Below are 15431 nucleotides of genomic sequence, written 5' to 3' on the forward strand. Positions count from 1 at the left end.
TGAAACGCGCCCCTCGCAGCCGTCAACGCCATGATTTATATGCGAAATATCACGATTACGACAGCGAAATCAGCGACTTACTTGGAGAATGTGGGGCGAGGTCAAAATCTCTCATTTGGAAAATCCTTAATATCAAGATCGTAAGGGATTATTTCGAAAGGTTTTCTTTTCCCTCCCATCTGTTTCATAAAAAATGAGGTATGAGATTTAACGCACTGGTCCCGTATCGCGCGCGCCCAGGCGATGTTCATCGGCCGCGCCTCCGGGCCGGACTCCCCGCCCACGATCACCCAGTCCACCTTGGGGCCGAACGTCTCCTCATCCGGATCGGCGTCCTCATGGCGCAGGTAGGTCCCGCCGAAGATGGAGGACTGCTGCGCGGTCTCGCCGGTCAGCGCGTCGATGTTCTCGCCGAGCCCCGGCGCGATCAGCCGGTCCAGGTTGCGCAGGTCCACGGGGCCGAGGAGCGGCTCCATCGAGAGGAAGACGATGCTGATCCCGAGCGCCCCCTTCACCCTGAGGAGCTTGGGGATGTCCCGGTTCGCCTCCTCCTGGTTGACGATCGTGGCGCCGAGCCAGAGGTTCGCGGGCACCCCCTCCGGGAACATCTCCCGCAGGATCCTCTCCGCATTGCCGACCCGCTTCGTCAGGAGGAGCCAGTCCAGGTTCGGGGTGGCCCGGATGAGCGCGGCCAGGTCCCGACGCCACTCCGGCAGGACGCTCGCATGCGTGTCCATCACGTCCGACAGGGAGGAGCAGAAGACCCGGTGCCGCTCCCCGAGCGCCGCCGCCTCCCGGTCCCACTTCCGGGGCTGGTTCCAGTTCCGCGCGCCGGTGCGCCGCCGGGCCGCGTGCGGCCCCCAGTGGCCGCCGCCGAAGCGGGCGTCGCGTGTCTCCGCGTAGCAGTGGTCGCAGCCGGGGCCCACCTTCTGGCACCCCTCCCAGCCGTTGAACGTGTGATGCGTCCATTCGATCAGGGTGTTCTTGCCCATGCTCAGCCCCCCTCCCCGCCCGTCCGGCTCGCGATCACCAGGATGCCCGCGAAGAGCAGAAGCCCAACCGGGATGACCCAGGGCGGGGCGATCGCGAGCCGGCCCGCCTCCGCGGACAGATGGAACAGGCCGATCGGGTGCGACATGCGAAAGGCTCCTCAAATTCATGCTGACCTTAGCTTGTGCGAAAAACAATATCAAGCGGCGCGCGCCCTATGAAAATCGAACCCGTTTTCAGAAGACCGGTCTATGATGGGGCGAAACCGGCAAGGAGGATCTGCGATGGCCACGCTGACGAGGGGGGAGCGGCCCCGGTTCCGGATCACGCTCGAACAGCGCCCCGGGCGCCACCTTCTGGAGCGGCAGCCCCGTTACGCGGTCCTGGTGAACGGGGCCCAGCAGGGGGAGCTCTACTACAACATGCGCGGCTACCAGGGGTACCTGCCGACCGTGCACGGGTCCAGGCTGGACATCGGGGAACGCGGGATCAGCGCGTTCCGCCGGGAGGTGACCCTCCTCAACCGGGAGGCGGAGCAGGCGATCGAGCGGGGCGCGGCCGACGCGCGCCGGATCGTCCTGACCCGGCCGACGACGGACGGGGGCGTCGTTTTCGCGCTCAGCCGGGACGCCCTGACGGGGACGGACGCGACGCATCTGATCTCGCGCCGGGAGCTGATCCAGGCGCGCCGGCTCTTCGGGTCGGACGATATCGGGTCCGGCTTCTTCCGCCCCCTGGACCTGGATACGGAGCCGGTCGTCCTGTTCGAGCCGGGGGACGAGGCGCTCGCGGCCGGCCTGCCCCAGCTCCGGTCCCGGATCATGGACCCGGTCGAGGCGGAGGCGCATGAGCGGGAGATCGAGCGGGTGATCCGGACCGCGGACCCGGAGGTGCTCCTGGTCGTCTCCCGCCGGACCCGGGACGGGGCGGACCCGGAGCCGCATTACGTCACCCGCTGGGGGCACGAGACCGCCCTGGCCCGGTTCGGACCGGACCTGCGCCTCTCGGACCTGATCGAGGTGGGGACGCGTCCCGCGATCCCGGACCCGGGGGACCGGGCCTTCCTCCGCGGGCAGTTCACCTGGTTCGGGACGGAGGACGAGCAGCCCTGGCGTCCGGACCTCTCCCTCCTGGGCAGCGGCGCGCCGGATGCTGATCTCGAGGGGCCGGCATGAGCGGCAAGCGCGCCTTCCACGTGACCGAGCGGGAGACCGCCGCCCTCATCCTCGAGCAGGGGTTTCTGGGCGGCTGGGGGGATATCGGCTTCGGGGTGTACCTCTGGACGGATGAGGCGGTCGCGCGCGCCTATGCGGATCGCGGGGGCTGGGACGGGTGTCTCGAGGACCCGGTGCTCCTGCTGGTCGAGGATGAGACCCTTCGGCCAATCAGCCCCTGGGAGCTGCACCCGGACTGGGACCCGAAACCCTACATGTCGATGCTCTGGCGTGCGATGGATGAGGATGACCCGGACGCGACCTGGCGACCGGACCGGCTCCAGCTCCTGGATGCCCCCTCCCCCGAACCGGGGAACGGACCATGACGGCGCGCACCCTTCAGCTCACGCTCCGCCTCCTGGAGGAGGTCGTAGACCCGGAGCTCCTGGAGGAGCTCGAGCTGCCCCCGACGTGGGTGCCCGGCCCGGTCCTCGACTTCCTGCGTCGGGGCGTGGCGCGGATGAGCGCGGACCCGGAGATGCGGGTCACCCCCGTCTCCCCGGGGACGGTCCCTCCGGGCGAGCTGAGCGGGGTGGATATCCTCCTGTGCTCCCCCGCCGCCTTCGAGGAGCTCCTCGAGCAGCCCGCAGGCGTCATCGGGGTCCATCTGGTCTCAACGCCGGATCTGGACCCGTTCCGGGATGACTCGCCGCATGCGCGCGCCTACCGGGTCGCGATCCCGTTCGACGCCGAGATGGTGATGGACCGGATCCGGGACGCGGTGGCCGGTTTCGACGGGGAGATCGACGAGGCGGATCTGGTGCATGGGGCGATGGGGTGGCTCGTCACCCTGCCCCATGAGGTCCACCACGTCCTGTGGTTCGCCGGGAACGGCAGCTTCAACAGCCCGGCCGACCTGGACGTGATGGAGGGGGAGATCGGGCATGACCTGTTTGACCTGTCGACCGGATACGGGATCCGCCCCGCCCTGATCGACGGGGCTGAGGTCGAGCCGGAGGACGCGGAGGAGGCGGCCCTCCTCATGGAGGAGATGGTCGAGCAGCGGGGGTGGGTGATGGCGGAGCGGGTCTTCACGGGGGACCTGTCCCCGGACCGGTTCCTGTCCCTTCTGGGTGACGCCCTCGCGCAGAAGAGCGAGTTTGCGAAAAAGTGTATTGAAAAAGATTTTCCTGAACCCTAGCTTGAGACATGCGAGAAATGGAAAGGATTCGCTCCATGAAGAAGATCGTCGCTCTCTCCCTGGCCCTGCTCTGCGCCGCCCCGGCCCTTGCGCAGGAGAGCTCCGTCTCCGCCTCCGTCTCCTCCGGCCCGATCATGGCCGGCCGGATCATCAGCATCTCCGTCGGCGGGGGCGGGATGAACGGCGCCATGGCGGCCCGGGTCCAGATGGGCGGGTCCTACTCCTTCCAGAAGATCGGCAACGCGCCCGCGGTCGAGACGGTCTCCCCCTTCGCCCCGAGCGTCACGTTTGCGAAAAACGGCGGTTTCTCCGGCGGGGTCTCGGTGACCCAGCGGGTCCCGGGCCAGACCTTCAACGTGCAGATGGGGACCCCGCCGGCGGCCGGCTTCCAGATCCCCTCCTTCCAGGCCCCGTCCTTCTTCTCCGCCCCGAGCGGCTTTTTCGGCAACTGACCGGCGGTGGCGCCGGGGGAGGTGTGAATGACCCCGTGGACGAGACTCGAGGGGACGCCGCTCTGGGAGGCGGCGTCCCTCCAGTATGCGAAAAACGGTCACGACTATCATGACATGGGGCATGTGGGCCGGCTCTACGGGCACGCGGCCCGGTTCCGGCTCCCTTATGATCTGTCGCTCGACCGGGCGATCCTGGCGCATGACGTGATCCTGGACCTCGCGGGCGGGAACGAGGCCCGCTCCGCGGTCTGGCTGCGTGATCAGCTGGGGGAGGAGGACCGGGTCGCGACCCGGCTCATCATGACCACGGTCGATCATGACCCGCAGCACTCGGACCGGCGTCTCGCACTCCTTGATCTTGCGGACTTCCTGGACCCGGACCGGTCCCGGGCCAACACCCGGCTCCTGCGGCTTGAGGCGGAGCGGATGCGCGGGGACCGGTTCGACGAGGCGGTCTGGGAGGAGGGGACCGTCCTCTATCTGAGCGGGCTCTCGCGTCGGATCCGGGACGGGCTCGATCTGGGCCCGACCGGGGCGGAGCGCCGGGTCTGGTCGAAGATCCTGACCGGGATCACGAGGGTGATCCGGGAGATCGAGGCGGGGCCGGTCCCGGACCGGGACCCGGAGCCGGCCTGATCGGACCGATCAGCCCCCCCTCCCCCGCAGCCGGATGAGAGCCGGCTTCAGGAGGAGGTAGGTTCCCGCATAGGCAAGGGTCGCGATCGGGAGTGATCCGACAAGCGTGACCAGGAACGCGTCCCGCAGGATGACCGCCATCCCGGCCTCCTCGAGATGGTCCGGCACCCCGAAAAGGAGCGTGCCGACCCCGTAGGCGCCGGAGACCAGGAACGGGAAGGTGATCGGGTTGCCGACCGCGGTGCCGAGGGCGGCCGCGAGTATGTGGCCCCGGACCGCCCAGGCGAGCGCGAAGGACAACAGGAAGTGCAGCCCGAAGAGCGGGGTGCAGCTCAGCGCCGCCCCGGAGGCGAAGCCGGCCGCGACCGCGTGCGGGTCCGAGCCGAGCCGGACGAGGCGTCGCAGGAGCCGGGACGGGATCAGGGAGCCCGCGAGAACCAGGGCGCGCCGTCGGAGTCGGACCGGCGCGAAAAACAAACGTATACGCCGAATCAGCACCCGCGCCCCTCCATCGTTCCCTTGGTATCCAGATAATCGGAGCGGGCCGGTTTCGGAAACGGAACTTATGGGGCCGGGGTCTGATCCGGCTCCGGGTCCGGGTAGCGCCATCCGGTGATCTTCCCGATCACGGATTCCGCGGAGCTGTTCGAGATCGGCTCGATGAACTCGCCCCGCGCCTTCGACCAGCAGAGCCCGTGGAACTCCTCCCCCTTCTCCGTCTGCACGGTGACCGGCTCATAGGCGCGGGGCTTGCGGGTCGGGTTGGTCCAGTCGGTCATCAGGGTCTCCTCACCTCAGCGGGGCAGCGCTTGAAAAAAGAGCATGATTTGCGCATTCTTTGACGCGCAGCGTAAGGGGGTATCCGTGACACGTCCAATCGAAAAGATGCGCACGACCACGCAGATCCTCGAGGGGGTCGCATCCGGCATTGTGGATCCTGATGAGGCGATCGAGGCCCTGCACATGAACAACCGGGCCGAGCTTCTGAACGCGCTGGCGGATCGTCACCTGCCGCCCCCGAAGCCACCCAAGGAGCAGGTTGAGGCGGAGCTGGCAGCGGCCATGCCGCTTCTCCTTCGGATGGAGGCGGCGATCCGTGGCTCTTGAGATCGTCATTCCGGACAGCGGGCCCCTCATGTCCCTCGGGCGTGTCAACCGTCTCGACCTTTTAGATCGGTTCGCCTGCCCGATCCTGATTACGGACATGGTCGCGGATGAGGTTCTTCGTGGGATGCCCGGTGCTCCTGACGCTTCCGTGTTCAAAGAGTGGTTTGATCGGCGCGGGAACCAGATCCAGACGGTCGAAACGAGCATTGGGATCCTGTGGAGGGCGGTGCCGCCAGAACAAAAGGATCTCCTGCGGCGGATAAAGGATGCGGGAGAGACATCTATCTGGCAGTTCGCGAACACGCTCGAGCGGACGATGAGCCCGTCTGATGAGGCGCTCCTCTTGTTCGAGGACTCCGCCGTCAAGAAGATGGACTTCGGCCCGAAGGTGACGAAGGTGACGACGTGGTCCTTCTTCCTCGGACTGGAGCGGATGGGCGTCATCCCCTCCGCAGATGGGCTGATCGCGGAGATTGCCGATCAGAAACGGGTGATCGTACGCGATCCGTTCGAGTCCCGCGCCCCGGAGAGTGATCTGTCCACGGATTGGACTGAAAGATACCGGCCAGGGGATTCCTAACTATCTCAGCGCCTGAATATCGATCGTCCAGCTCGGCAGCCCCAGCTCCCGCTTGAGGGACGCCCGCCCCTCCTCGGACCCGATCCGGCCGGCGGCGATCCGGTGCACCGCCTCCCGCCCCTCATACCCCTTCAGGAGCGAGAAGGCCACGCTCTGGCGGACCCCGGTGAACCGGTCCCGGACCCGGGCGGCCCGGTCAGCGGACGGAAGCCCCGTCAGGGCGCCGAGCTCCGCCGCGATCTCGTTGCAGGCGGTGGCGATCGCGGTCTCGACCTCCTCGAGGAAGGCGAGGAGCGCCCTGCCCCGCTCCCCGCCGAGCGAGGCGGCCGTGTCGTCCCCGATCCCCTCATGCCAGCACTGGTAGACCCGGCGTTCATGCTCGATGTTCGCCAGCACCTTGTGCCGGGCGTGGTAGTCCCGGGTCTTCCATTTCACCCGGTGCCCGTCCGGGAAGGTGAGGACCGCCCCCTCGATGTCGGTCCGCTCAGCGAGCCGGGTCAGCGCCTCCGTCGTCTCCGTGAGCCCGGTGACGCGGCCGAGGCTGCCGGGGCGGGTGACCCCGTGCTTGCGGGCCAGCTCATCCGCCATCCCCTCGAGATAGGCCCCGGTGATCCGGTCCCGGATCGCGATCAGCCGGAACTCCGTCTCCGCGTAGGGGATCACGACCCGGTTCTCCGGGCTGGTCCACTCAAGGGTGGGGGTGCCCCCCGCACGGATCGCCTCCAACGCCAGCGCGACCACGTTCGGGGGCGCGAGCGCGAGGCCGCGGGCCGCGTGCTCGGTCAGCCCCCCCTTGGTGTGAAACCGCAGCGCCCCCGGACGGGCCGGGGAGGTGAACCCGGACAGCATCGTCCCGTCGATCTTCAGGGACAGGTCCGCCCCCGCCTCGAGCGGAAGGTCCGCCTGCCCCTCCCGCTCCCCGAGGTTGAAGAACTTGTGGAGCGACCGGCTCAGCAGGTCCCCGCTGTCCCGGTCAAAGACGAGGGACCGGCACTCGAGGTCCAGCTCCGTCTCGAACGTGTTCGGCCGGGCTGAGACGTAGCGCAGGATCAGCACGTCCTCATGAGTGAAAAGGTGCACGCCGCGCTCCGGGTCGACCCGGTGGGCGACGTCGTCCAGGTGGCGAATCTCCGGATAGCGGGCCATCCGGGCCGGGGCGCCCGGGAAGAGGGGCTGATCGAGAATCATCATGGCGCATCCTTTCGCATATCAGTCGGGCGCCGGACCGGTCCGGTCCGACTGGGCCCAGGCGAGCTCCGCCTCCGGGCCCCGCAGCGGGACCCAGCCCGCGATCCAGTCGTCCGGGAACCCGCCGTGCCCGACCGGGGCGGCGACGTTCCAGCCGTGGTCCCGGACCCGGACCCCCTCGTCCGTGTAGGTGCCCGGATGGCGCAACGGCACCTGCACCCCGTCCCAGATCTTGAGCTCGGGCCGTCCGGTCCGGACCGAGAGGTCCGCATGGAGCCGCGCCCAGATGGCGGGTCCCCCCTTGAGCGCCTCGGAGATCGGCCGCCAGGGCTGGGCGAGATCGCCGCGCGCGAGCGGCCCCAGCAGGATTGCGGGGTCCGCGCCCCGCTCCTGGAGCATCATCGCGAGGATCGCGAGGTCGATCAGGTTCCCCGGGTTCCCTTTCGGGAGATGCCCGATCAGCATCTCCGCGAGCCGGGTCTCCGGGCAGAGGGCCGGGTCGTGCCAGCCGTCGCGCCCCTTGGCGCGGGAGGCGGCCAGCTTCTCGCGCATCCGCAGGGTGAAGCGGGAGAGGGCCGCCTCGTCGATCTGCTTCTGGTCAGGGGTCAAGGCCCGCCCCCCTCTCATGGGTCGGCCCCTCGACGGCCCGTTCCGCGAGCCGCGTAACCAGGTCCGCCGCGTCGCGCAGCGTCTCCGCGACCAGGGGGTGCCCCTCAGCGGACCGGTCCGCCCCCGCCCGCAGCGCCCGCGCGAGCCCGCGCGCCTCGCCGGGGAGACGCTCCGCCCCCTCCCCGCCCAGCCGGACCCGGATCAGGTGTCCGAACCCGCTCAGGTTATGCGCCGCGTCCGACCAGGATCGGATCTCCTCGATCGCCACCCCCGCCTTCGTCGGGTCCCCCTCCGCGTCCCAGCACCGCGCCCGGATCAGGGTGAGGAGCCGGCCGCTGAACGAGACCAGAGCGGCAAGGTCCGCGCTCAGGGCGCGGTCGTGATCATGCGGGTCCATCGGTATCCTCCGAAGGCGCCGAAACGGGCGCGGGTGTGTTCTCCTGCTGCGGGGCGGGCCCGACCTGCGCGGGCCGTTCCCGCCTCAGCACCTCATCGAGCAGGGGCCCGACCCCATCGGCGGTGATCAGACGCCCGGTCTCCGCCCCGGCGATCGCCCGCCGGACCGGCTCCAGGTCCCGGTGGGCCCGCGTCATCGCGCTGACCGCGAGGGCGGGCAGCACCCGGTCCGGCGCCGGGATCTCCTGGACCGGCCCCTGCACGCGCCAGTCCAGCTCCTGCCGGATCGGGGCGTGATGGACCTGGTCCCAGCTCTCGAAGGTCCAGCCCCGCTCGACCACCGGGGCCGCGCTGAGCGGGGCCTCATCGGTGAGCCGGAACCGCTCAAGGGCGAGGGTGTTCTGGTGCTCCGCCCGGTCCCGCTGCCGGTTGAGACCGGCCTCCGGGTTCCGGTAGAGGCGGGTGCACATATGTGCGACCAGGTCCGCGCGACCCTGGCGGAACGCGAGCAGGACCGGGTCCAGCGCGAGCCGCAGCGCCCAGGCGGCGGACCCGCCCCGCTCCCCGTCCAGCACGGCCACCCCCACCGGGATGACGAGGGAGGGGATCCGGACCTGACGCTGAGCGCTCGCGTAGTTCAGCTCCCGGACCTCATCGAGCCAGCCGCGAAGGATCCGCTCATCGGCCCGGTCCGCCCCCTCCAGGAACTCCCGGACCTCCTCGGCCCAGAGGTCCGTGGTGAGCGAGCGCAGGACCTCATGCGCGGCCGGGTCCCGCAGGCCCGGGGCCGCGAGGCGCCGCGCCGCGGCCGTCTCCTCCGGACCGATCGTGCCCCCGATCACCGTCTCGCCGAGATCGGGCAGGTGGCTGAACGGGATCAGACGAGACGCCCCCTCCTTGGGGGAGTTCTCCGACCAGGACCGGAGCACGGTCGCCCCCAGGAGGGGCATGCGCGCCTCAAGGCTGACCGGGTCGGTGGGCGCCCCGATCCGGACCAGGTCCCCGTTCGCCCTCAGGCGCAGCTGAAGGCCCGGGTCCGTCAGGGACAGGTCCGCGGCGCGTTGGAGCCGCTCGGCGAGACCGATAACCCGCTCGTCCTGTTCCGGCCCGACCCCGCCCCTGCTCGCCTCGCGCATCATCCGGACCGCCTCCGGCAGCGTTCCGGACAGGTCGGGGCGGAGCCGGCTCACCCGGTCGATCACGCCCCGGTCCGCCGCCTCGCGCGCCTCCACGATCGGGAGCGCCCCCATGAACAGGGCGAGCCAGGACAGGTAGGTGGACCGCTGCTCACGCGAGTTGATGTAGCGGCGGAGCGTTTTCGCATCGACCCGGTCGAGGCAGAGGGCGCCGGAGGTGACCACGGTCCCGTCCGCCTCCCGCAGCCGGACCGGGGTGTTCATCCGCCTCTCCCGGTACCCCTGCTCCGTCGGCAGCTGCACGATCAGCTCCGCCCCGCGGCGACCGACGACCAGCTCCTCAAGCCGGTTCACCGCGTGCCGGTCCCGGTGGCGCTCATAGCCGCCCGCGCCCCGGTCCGAGGAGTAGGCGGTCGGCGCGGTGTCCGGGGTCATCACCCGGTTCCCCTGGACCAGGACGCGCGAGCCGGGCCGGATCCAGTCGTTCATCTCCGCGATCCAGGCGGCGACCGGCCTCAGCCCGTCGGTCAGCACGTTCTCCTCGTCATGGATGAACCGGAAATGCCGGTTATGGGTGGTCTCCTCGAGCCAGTTCGCGCCCTGCGGGATGAACGGGCCGAACACCTGTTTTCTCTCCTGAAGCCCCCATAGGATGATCAGGAACCGCTTGTAAAAGAGGGCCCGCTGGTCATGCTCCCCCCGCTTGTCGGAATACGCGATGTCGAAGGGCGTGATCTCGCGAGTCCGGTATTCCCGCCGCTCCCAGTCGTAGGAGCCCCGGTCCGTGAAGATCGCGTCGATCTCGGCGCGCGACGGGAAGAGCCGCTCCGCGCGCGAGGTCTCCTCGTCCGCCATCACCATCCGCACGTTCCCCCCGTCCCGGATCAGGATCTGCACGAACCTGTCCTGCTGGTCCCTCTCGATCAGGGCGAACACCTCCATCAGGTTCTTGGGGGTCTCGAACTCCCGACTCTTGCGGCGGATCCGGGCGATCGCCACGCAGCGCGGGTGCGGGAGCATCCGGTCGAGAAGATCCGGGTTGGCCGAGAGCAGACCGGGCAGGTCCCGCATGTTCCCGGCGTGGAACCCCTCATCCATCACGGAGGAGACGAAGATCTCCTCGTCGAGATAGAGCATCCGCTGCATCAGGTGCAGCGGCTCCGAGGCGGGGGCGCTCTCCCCCTCGAGAAGGGTCGCCACCTCGACCCCCTCGCCGAGGAAGAGCCGCATCGTGTGAACGTTCCGGAGGAGCCCCTCGGCCATCTTGCGCTGCTCGGAGATCCCGGCGAGGGACTGGGCGACCTTCTCCTCCTGGTAGGCTTGCACGATCTTCATGCCGTGCTGCATTTCGTCAGTCTTCCCCTTCACCCAGGCCGACCGGGCCTCGAGGAGCGCGATCCCGCGTTCGATTTTCGCCTGCGCCGCGGTGACGTCCCCGGAGGGGAGGAGGGCGGCGGGGAGCCGCACCTGAGCCCCCTGAGACCCGGCCTCCACGTCCGGGGCCTTGGGCTTCGGCGGGTAGAGGGCGATGAGCGCCTCATCCCCGGGGATGTCCGACATGGAGGCGCCGATCGTCTGGATCCGGCCCATCATGGCGGCGAGCTCGGCCGCGCGCAGCGCCTCCCCGTCCGGACAGGGGGCGAAGGCCCTCAGGAACGCGTCATGCAGGAGCTTGACCCGGCCCATCCGCAGGAGCGGGTGGCCGTGCAGGGTGACCGCGTGGACCTCCCCGTCGACGAGATGGGTCTCCGCGAGCAGGAGGACGATCCCGTGTTCGGGCGGGGTGACCCCCCGCTCCCAGTCCCGTTTGGCGATCTCATGATCCGGGTCGGTAAGGCGCCACCAGGTGCCGGGCGTGAGGCGGTCCGGCTCCGGGCCGTTCATGCGGGCGGTCTCGGGTTGACGGACGGACGGGATCATCGACGGGCCTCCAGGAATCTCACTCAGACATACAGTCCCATATAGTTTTTCGCAACTGTTGATCAGGACGTCGAACCGGGTATGATGGGGAGAACGCCCACCCGATCTTGGGGGACGGGCAGGAAAGCATCAAGCATGGGGGCACCGTGGCGAAGCGGAGATTTGCGAAAAATGATCGTGGGCCGACCCCGCAGGAGCTGGCCCGGCTCTGGGAGGTGGCGGTCGAGGGCGGTCCGGACGCGGAGGAGGCGGACCTCCTCCTCGACGCGGCGCTCCGGTCCCTCCTGGACACGGACCGGCTTGATCGGGACCTGCTCACCGCTATTCTTGACCACCTGCCCATCGACGAGCATCACCCTTTCCTTCAGGACTGCGAGGAGCTGGCCGCCTCCGATCATGGCCGGTTCTCCGGCGCCTCCGGGGAGGACGCGCTCCTTCAGCTGTTCCTGATCCCGGTCCACGGGGAGATCTCCGAGGTGGAGGCGGCGGTGCGGGACCCGGAGCTTCTGGACGGGATCGCCCGGTCCCTGCGCCTGACCGGCTACGCGGTGACGGAGTCGAACGTGCTGGTCCGCCCGGACCTGTTCCCGGTGCAGACGCTCGCCCTGCTCGGCCCGGCCGGGATCCGGGACCTGCTCATCGACGGCGGGTCGGTCCTTGCGCGCGGGCCCGGGACCGGCGTGACCGGTCGGCTGCTCGGGGAGATCCGCGCCCTCGTCGGGGACCGGGAGGGGGCGGGCCCGGAGGAGCTCCTCTACGCGGTCCGGTTCCTGGTCGGGGTCCGCGCCTCGGTGGACCGGGGCGACCTCGCGGACGGGCTCATGCCGGACCCGGAGGAGCCGGAGGAGGCGTATCTGGACCGGGTCGAGCGGTGGCGGGACCGGACCGAGGCGCTTCTGGAGCGGTTCGGCGCGGTGACGATCGAGCCGCCCACCCCCTGGGGGGAGGCGCGGGTGGAGCTCCTGACCTGCGCGCTGCGCCAGCTCGCGGACCTCGCGCTCGGGGCGGAGGGGTATGACCCGGCCCGGACCCCTTACCCGGAGCTGCGCTCAAGGATCGAGCTCCTGCCGGACGGGCTCCAGGTGGAGCTGGTCCGGGACGGGCGGGTCCTGACCGGGACCGTCATGGGGCTTGAGCTGATCGGACCCGCCCTCGAGGGGCTTCTGGACGCGATCGCGGAGGAGTACCCGGTTCTCGAGACGGAAATCGCCCCCGCGCGGGTCCTGGTGCACTGATGGAGGGGGCGCAAATCACCCCCTGGGAGGTCCGGGTCGGGCTCGCCCGGCGCGGCTGGCAGACGGAGCTCCGGCTGACCCGGACCGGCCTGGCCCGGTCCGACCGGGACCGGGTCTCCGCCGGCTGCTGGGCGCGCCGGATGCACTGGGCGGGCGGGATCGCGGAGGTCTGCCTGCATGAGCACGGGGTCCTTGATCCGGCGTCCCCGGACGCGGCGTCCCGGCTCCGGGACCTGATCGACCGGGTGGACCGGCTCTGCGCAAAGGCGGAGCGGGATTTCCCGGACACGGTCCCCTGCCAGCTGATGGAGCGGGGGGAGGACGGGCTGCTGCGTCTCGCGGTCAACACGTTCCAGACCGGACATCTGATCCCGCAGCGCCGGGACCTGACCCCGTCCGAGGCGATCCCGCCCGGGGTGGAGGCGGGGCCGGACGCGCATCTCTTCGCCCTCCTCATCGCCGCCCGGGACGGGCTCGAGGCGGAGGACTCCCTCAACCCGCATTTCGGACGGTCCCGGTACGCGCGGGATTGCGAAAACAGGGACTGGGGCTACCGGCTCCGGCTCGCGGTGCGGGAGGCGAACGGGGTCAAGGTCGCCTTCCGGCCCCAGGAGTTTACGACCCGGCTACTGGCCCCGCGGGCCGTCTCCGGCCTGATCGGCGGGTCCAAGGCGGCACTCACCGACCTGTTCCGGGCCTACGGGCCTGAGGGGGAGCTGGCGGAGATGACGCCGAACGGGCTGCCGCCCGGGTTCGAGACGCTTGCCGAGCTGATCGCGGCCCGAAAGGCCGAGGAGGCGGCCCGTCTCGCGGAGGCGGCGCCGGACCCCTGATCAGGGGGAGGGCATCGGATCATCCGCCCCCTCCGAAGCGGCGGTCACGAGGCGCGGGCTCATGATCGGGTCCCCGAAGCCGCGCACATGGGCGCTGCGCCAGACCGGCCCCTTTGTGGGGGTCCGCATCAGGTGCCCCCGGACCCAATGTGCCCGGCGCGGTCGACCGTCAGACGTCTCCCGCATGGCGGTCAGATGGGCCCTGCCCTCCGCGTTCAGGACGATCCGGGTCGTCTGCGTCCCGGCCTCGGGGGTCTCCCCCCCTTTTCGGGCGAGCGCGCGCCGCTCCTGCCGGGACATCAAGGGCTCCCGGCGGCCGTCCATGGGCGCGTTTTTTGCCCCCATGAGCTCAACCGCGTCCCGCAGGTGGACCACGCTCATCGCGGCGATCTCGGCGAAGATCTGTTTCCCCTCCTCCATCTTCCGGACCGCCTGGTCCCGGTCCAGTCCGAGGTCGAACAGGTGCTCGATATGCGCGTTCAGGACGAGATGGTTGATGCCGAGGCTCACCTCATTTTTCGCATGATCCACAACGAGCATGCAGAACGGCTCGTAGAACATCCCGTTCGCCTCCAGGAACGGGATGACCATGAAGGGCTCCCCGTCACCGCCCCGGATCAGGGCCCCGAGACGCTCGAAGGTCTCCTCGCTGCGATGCTCATGCTCGATCCAGCTCATCGGGTGGGGGAGCCTGAAGTCCCTCAGCCGCTCGAGGATGATCTCCTCCGAATAACTTTCGGGGGCGAGGTCCCGGACCAGCTCCAGCGCCTCCCCGTTCAGAACGAATGGCATCGCGATCTCCAGGCGCGCGGAGATGTCGTCCCGTATCTGAAGACCTCCGGGGATGACGCGCCCCGCCTCCGGGAGAGTCCCGCGATAAAGTCCGAGGACGTGCTTGTATAACATGAGGCTCACCTCCTTTTTCATTGAACGATCATCAGGCACCCCGAAGAAAACCCGAAGCGCTTGTCGGCGGGGCCTGGTGGTCTTGACGCCAAAGGAATTTTGCGGTTTTCAGGCGTCTCGGGCATCCTCATATCGGATCGCCGAGGAGGATCAGGATGCGTATCGAGGAGGCCCGCCGGCTCACGCCCGGCATGAAGGTGAGATGCCCCGCGGACCGGGACGAGCCCGCCTATGTCGGGACCGTCACGCAGGGCGCCGGCGAGACGCAGGAGGACCTGTTCGGTGCGGAGTACGCCTGGGTCACCGTGCGTGATGAGGTGCGCGGCCGGGAGGCGGTCTGGCCGTCGAACCGGCTCGGCCTGCTCTCCCCCCTGCCCGCTCTCGAGGTCGAGGAGCCGGAGGACCTGCCGTCCCCCTGACGGCGCCGCCACGTCCGCTTGCGAAAAAAGGAATTACCGATGTCGAGCCTCATCGCCGACCCGTTCAGCGGCTCCGGCCCGTCCGGCCTGGGACCGCTCCTCACCCGCGGTGCGCGGGCGGCCGCCCTGCTCGCCCCGGACCCGGCCCGCCTGGAGCGGGGTCCGAACACCCGGATCGACCTGAGGTTCACCGCGCAGAACGGGTACTATGCGCCCCATCTGATCCTGGAGGGGCCGCTGGCGGCGGTCGCCGTGCCGCTGCTCCTGGGCGCGCTCGCCGAGCTTCCGGCCGGGCCGGACGGGCGGCCCCGGTTCGGGCTTGATCCGCGCCCCCTCGGGTTCCGCTCCCCCGCCTTCCCGCCCTCCTTCGAGATGGGGCGTGACGGCCCCCTCTTCGAGGTGGTGGGGGTCAGCGCGACGTCGCTCCCCCCGACCCTGGTCGTCAACCCGAGAACCGCAAGGCAGGGCCTGTTCCGGACCGCCGACTTCGTGCTCGCCTGTCTCGCGCGGGACGGGGACCGGGGCGCCCCCGGGACGGGGCCGCTCTCGCCCGAGCCCTGATCAGGGCCTCGTCCGGCTCGTTCCTATCCGGGGTTTTCCAGCTCCTTCGGGTCATCGGGCAGGCGCTGTTGACAGCCTTGCAGGGTTCAGGGGATACATGGAACGAAA

General features: G+C 69.7%; 20 protein-coding genes. 11 read left to right on the forward strand and 9 right to left on the reverse strand.

Annotated elements, in window-relative coordinates:
* Positions 1–101 precede the first annotated feature (101 nt).
* The gene (locus C8N34_RS02715; RefSeq protein WP_108127482.1) at positions 102–992 is read right to left on the reverse strand and encodes a phage Gp37/Gp68 family protein; all 891 of its coding nucleotides are present in this window, start codon (positions 990–992) and stop codon (positions 102–104) included.
* A 2-nt stretch (positions 993–994) separates the two neighbouring features.
* On the reverse strand, positions 995–1138 hold the full coding sequence (locus C8N34_RS26165) for a hypothetical protein (protein ID WP_158640456.1): 144 nt from the start codon (positions 1136–1138) through the stop codon (positions 995–997).
* Positions 1139–1274: 136 nt separating this feature from the next.
* Here C8N34_RS26165 and C8N34_RS02720 point away from each other — a divergent pair, with 136 nt between their 5' ends.
* Genes C8N34_RS02720 through C8N34_RS02740 form a run of 5 tightly spaced genes read left to right on the forward strand, consistent with a single transcriptional unit; the run spans position 1275 to position 4433 of the window.
* Positions 1275–2165 (forward strand): hypothetical protein, encoded by an 891-nt coding sequence (locus C8N34_RS02720; protein ID WP_108127484.1) that lies wholly within the window; start codon positions 1275–1277, stop codon positions 2163–2165.
* Positions 2162–2530, forward strand: a complete 369-nt coding sequence (locus C8N34_RS02725) for a hypothetical protein (RefSeq protein ID WP_108127486.1) — start codon at positions 2162–2164, stop codon at positions 2528–2530. The genes C8N34_RS02720 and C8N34_RS02725 overlap by 4 nt, the downstream gene beginning before the upstream one ends.
* Positions 2527–3345, forward strand: a complete 819-nt coding sequence (locus tag C8N34_RS02730) for a hypothetical protein (RefSeq protein ID WP_108127488.1) — start codon at positions 2527–2529, stop codon at positions 3343–3345. The genes C8N34_RS02725 and C8N34_RS02730 overlap by 4 nt, the downstream gene beginning before the upstream one ends.
* Before the next feature lie 35 nt (positions 3346–3380).
* A complete protein-coding gene (locus tag C8N34_RS02735; protein ID WP_108127490.1) occupies positions 3381–3797 on the forward strand; it encodes a hypothetical protein in 417 nt (138 codons plus the stop codon).
* 27 nt (positions 3798–3824) lie between these two features.
* Positions 3825–4433 carry a hypothetical protein gene (locus C8N34_RS02740; protein WP_145693529.1) on the forward strand — a complete coding sequence of 203 codons (609 nt, stop codon included), beginning with the start codon at positions 3825–3827 and terminating at the stop codon, positions 4431–4433.
* Positions 4434–4442: 9 nt separating this feature from the next.
* Here the strand turns inward: C8N34_RS02740 and C8N34_RS02745 are convergent, their stop codons facing one another.
* Together C8N34_RS02745 and C8N34_RS02750 are read right to left on the reverse strand one after the other, a co-directional pair.
* Positions 4443–4931, reverse strand: coding sequence for a DUF2062 domain-containing protein (locus tag C8N34_RS02745; RefSeq protein WP_211317719.1), 489 nt, complete (start codon positions 4929–4931; stop codon positions 4443–4445).
* Positions 4932–4996: 65 nt separating this feature from the next.
* The gene (locus C8N34_RS02750) at positions 4997–5212 is read right to left on the reverse strand and encodes a hypothetical protein (RefSeq protein WP_108127496.1); all 216 of its coding nucleotides are present in this window, start codon (positions 5210–5212) and stop codon (positions 4997–4999) included.
* A gap of 85 nt (positions 5213–5297) precedes the next feature.
* On the opposite strand from C8N34_RS02750, the gene C8N34_RS02755 reads away from it, so the two are divergent.
* Positions 5298–5540 (forward strand): hypothetical protein, encoded by a 243-nt coding sequence (locus C8N34_RS02755; protein WP_145693530.1) that lies wholly within the window; start codon positions 5298–5300, stop codon positions 5538–5540.
* Positions 5530–6120 carry a PIN domain-containing protein gene (locus C8N34_RS02760; RefSeq protein WP_108127500.1) on the forward strand — a complete coding sequence of 197 codons (591 nt, stop codon included), beginning with the start codon at positions 5530–5532 and terminating at the stop codon, positions 6118–6120. Before C8N34_RS02755 ends, C8N34_RS02760 begins: the two co-directional genes overlap by 11 nt.
* On the opposite strand, the gene C8N34_RS02765 is transcribed toward C8N34_RS02760, so the two are convergent.
* From C8N34_RS02765 to C8N34_RS02780, 4 genes are all read right to left on the reverse strand, one after another.
* On the reverse strand, positions 6121–7200 hold the full coding sequence (locus tag C8N34_RS02765; RefSeq protein WP_158640457.1) for an RNA ligase: 1080 nt from the start codon (positions 7198–7200) through the stop codon (positions 6121–6123).
* A gap of 129 nt (positions 7201–7329) precedes the next feature.
* A complete protein-coding gene (locus C8N34_RS02770; protein ID WP_108127505.1) occupies positions 7330–7935 on the reverse strand; it encodes a hypothetical protein in 606 nt (201 codons plus the stop codon).
* Positions 7907–8314 carry a hypothetical protein gene (locus tag C8N34_RS02775; protein ID WP_108127507.1) on the reverse strand — a complete coding sequence of 136 codons (408 nt, stop codon included), beginning with the start codon at positions 8312–8314 and terminating at the stop codon, positions 7907–7909. The genes C8N34_RS02770 and C8N34_RS02775 overlap by 29 nt, the downstream gene beginning before the upstream one ends.
* Positions 8301–11369 carry a hypothetical protein gene (locus C8N34_RS02780; protein ID WP_108127509.1) on the reverse strand — a complete coding sequence of 1023 codons (3069 nt, stop codon included), beginning with the start codon at positions 11367–11369 and terminating at the stop codon, positions 8301–8303. Before C8N34_RS02780 ends, C8N34_RS02775 begins: the two co-directional genes overlap by 14 nt.
* A 146-nt stretch (positions 11370–11515) precedes the next feature.
* Between C8N34_RS02780 and C8N34_RS02785 the strand changes: the two genes are divergently transcribed.
* Both C8N34_RS02785 and C8N34_RS02790 read left to right on the forward strand, forming a co-directional pair.
* A complete protein-coding gene (locus tag C8N34_RS02785) occupies positions 11516–12604 on the forward strand; it encodes a hypothetical protein (protein ID WP_145693531.1) in 1089 nt (362 codons plus the stop codon).
* Entirely contained in the window at positions 12604–13437 is an 834-nt protein-coding gene (locus C8N34_RS02790; RefSeq protein ID WP_108127513.1) for a hypothetical protein, read from the forward strand. The genes C8N34_RS02785 and C8N34_RS02790 overlap by 1 nt, the downstream gene beginning before the upstream one ends.
* On the opposite strand, the gene C8N34_RS02795 is transcribed toward C8N34_RS02790, so the two are convergent.
* Positions 13438–14229, reverse strand: a complete 792-nt coding sequence (locus tag C8N34_RS02795; RefSeq protein WP_145693532.1) for a hypothetical protein — start codon at positions 14227–14229, stop codon at positions 13438–13440.
* 269 nt (positions 14230–14498) lie between these two features.
* On the opposite strand from C8N34_RS02795, the gene C8N34_RS02800 reads away from it, so the two are divergent.
* On the forward strand, positions 14499–14762 hold the full coding sequence (locus tag C8N34_RS02800; RefSeq protein ID WP_108127517.1) for a hypothetical protein: 264 nt from the start codon (positions 14499–14501) through the stop codon (positions 14760–14762).
* A 39-nt stretch (positions 14763–14801) separates the two neighbouring features.
* The gene (locus tag C8N34_RS02805; RefSeq protein ID WP_108127519.1) at positions 14802–15323 is read left to right on the forward strand and encodes a hypothetical protein; all 522 of its coding nucleotides are present in this window, start codon (positions 14802–14804) and stop codon (positions 15321–15323) included.
* Positions 15324–15431 lie beyond the last annotated feature (108 nt).

The organism is Gemmobacter caeni, assembly GCF_003054195.1.
Taxonomy (GTDB): domain Bacteria; phylum Pseudomonadota; class Alphaproteobacteria; order Rhodobacterales; family Rhodobacteraceae; genus Gemmobacter; species Gemmobacter caeni.

Excerpts from the sequence above, each read along its gene's own strand:
- C8N34_RS02715 (WP_108127482.1), bottom strand. The coding sequence starts at position 992 with ATGGGCAAGAACACCCTGATCGAATGGACGCATCACACGTTCAACGGC.
- C8N34_RS26165 (WP_158640456.1), bottom strand. The coding sequence starts at position 1,138 with ATGTCGCACCCGATCGGCCTGTTCCATCTGTCCGCGGAGGCGGGCCGG.
- C8N34_RS02720 (WP_108127484.1), top strand. The coding sequence starts at position 1,275 with ATGGCCACGCTGACGAGGGGGGAGCGGCCCCGGTTCCGGATCACGCTC.
- C8N34_RS02725 (WP_108127486.1), top strand. The coding sequence starts at position 2,162 with ATGAGCGGCAAGCGCGCCTTCCACGTGACCGAGCGGGAGACCGCCGCC.
- C8N34_RS02730 (WP_108127488.1), top strand. The coding sequence starts at position 2,527 with ATGACGGCGCGCACCCTTCAGCTCACGCTCCGCCTCCTGGAGGAGGTC.
- C8N34_RS02735 (WP_108127490.1), top strand. The coding sequence starts at position 3,381 with ATGAAGAAGATCGTCGCTCTCTCCCTGGCCCTGCTCTGCGCCGCCCCG.
- C8N34_RS02740 (WP_145693529.1), top strand. The coding sequence starts at position 3,825 with ATGACCCCGTGGACGAGACTCGAGGGGACGCCGCTCTGGGAGGCGGCG.
- C8N34_RS02750 (WP_108127496.1), bottom strand. The coding sequence starts at position 5,212 with ATGACCGACTGGACCAACCCGACCCGCAAGCCCCGCGCCTATGAGCCG.
- C8N34_RS02770 (WP_108127505.1), bottom strand. The coding sequence starts at position 7,935 with ATGAGAGGGGGGCGGGCCTTGACCCCTGACCAGAAGCAGATCGACGAG.
- C8N34_RS02775 (WP_108127507.1), bottom strand. The coding sequence starts at position 8,314 with ATGGACCCGCATGATCACGACCGCGCCCTGAGCGCGGACCTTGCCGCT.
- C8N34_RS02780 (WP_108127509.1), bottom strand. The coding sequence starts at position 11,369 with ATGATCCCGTCCGTCCGTCAACCCGAGACCGCCCGCATGAACGGCCCG.
- C8N34_RS02790 (WP_108127513.1), top strand. The coding sequence starts at position 12,604 with ATGGAGGGGGCGCAAATCACCCCCTGGGAGGTCCGGGTCGGGCTCGCC.
- C8N34_RS02795 (WP_145693532.1), bottom strand. The coding sequence starts at position 14,229 with ATGCCATTCGTTCTGAACGGGGAGGCGCTGGAGCTGGTCCGGGACCTC.
- C8N34_RS02800 (WP_108127517.1), top strand. The coding sequence starts at position 14,499 with ATGCGTATCGAGGAGGCCCGCCGGCTCACGCCCGGCATGAAGGTGAGA.
- C8N34_RS02805 (WP_108127519.1), top strand. The coding sequence starts at position 14,802 with ATGTCGAGCCTCATCGCCGACCCGTTCAGCGGCTCCGGCCCGTCCGGC.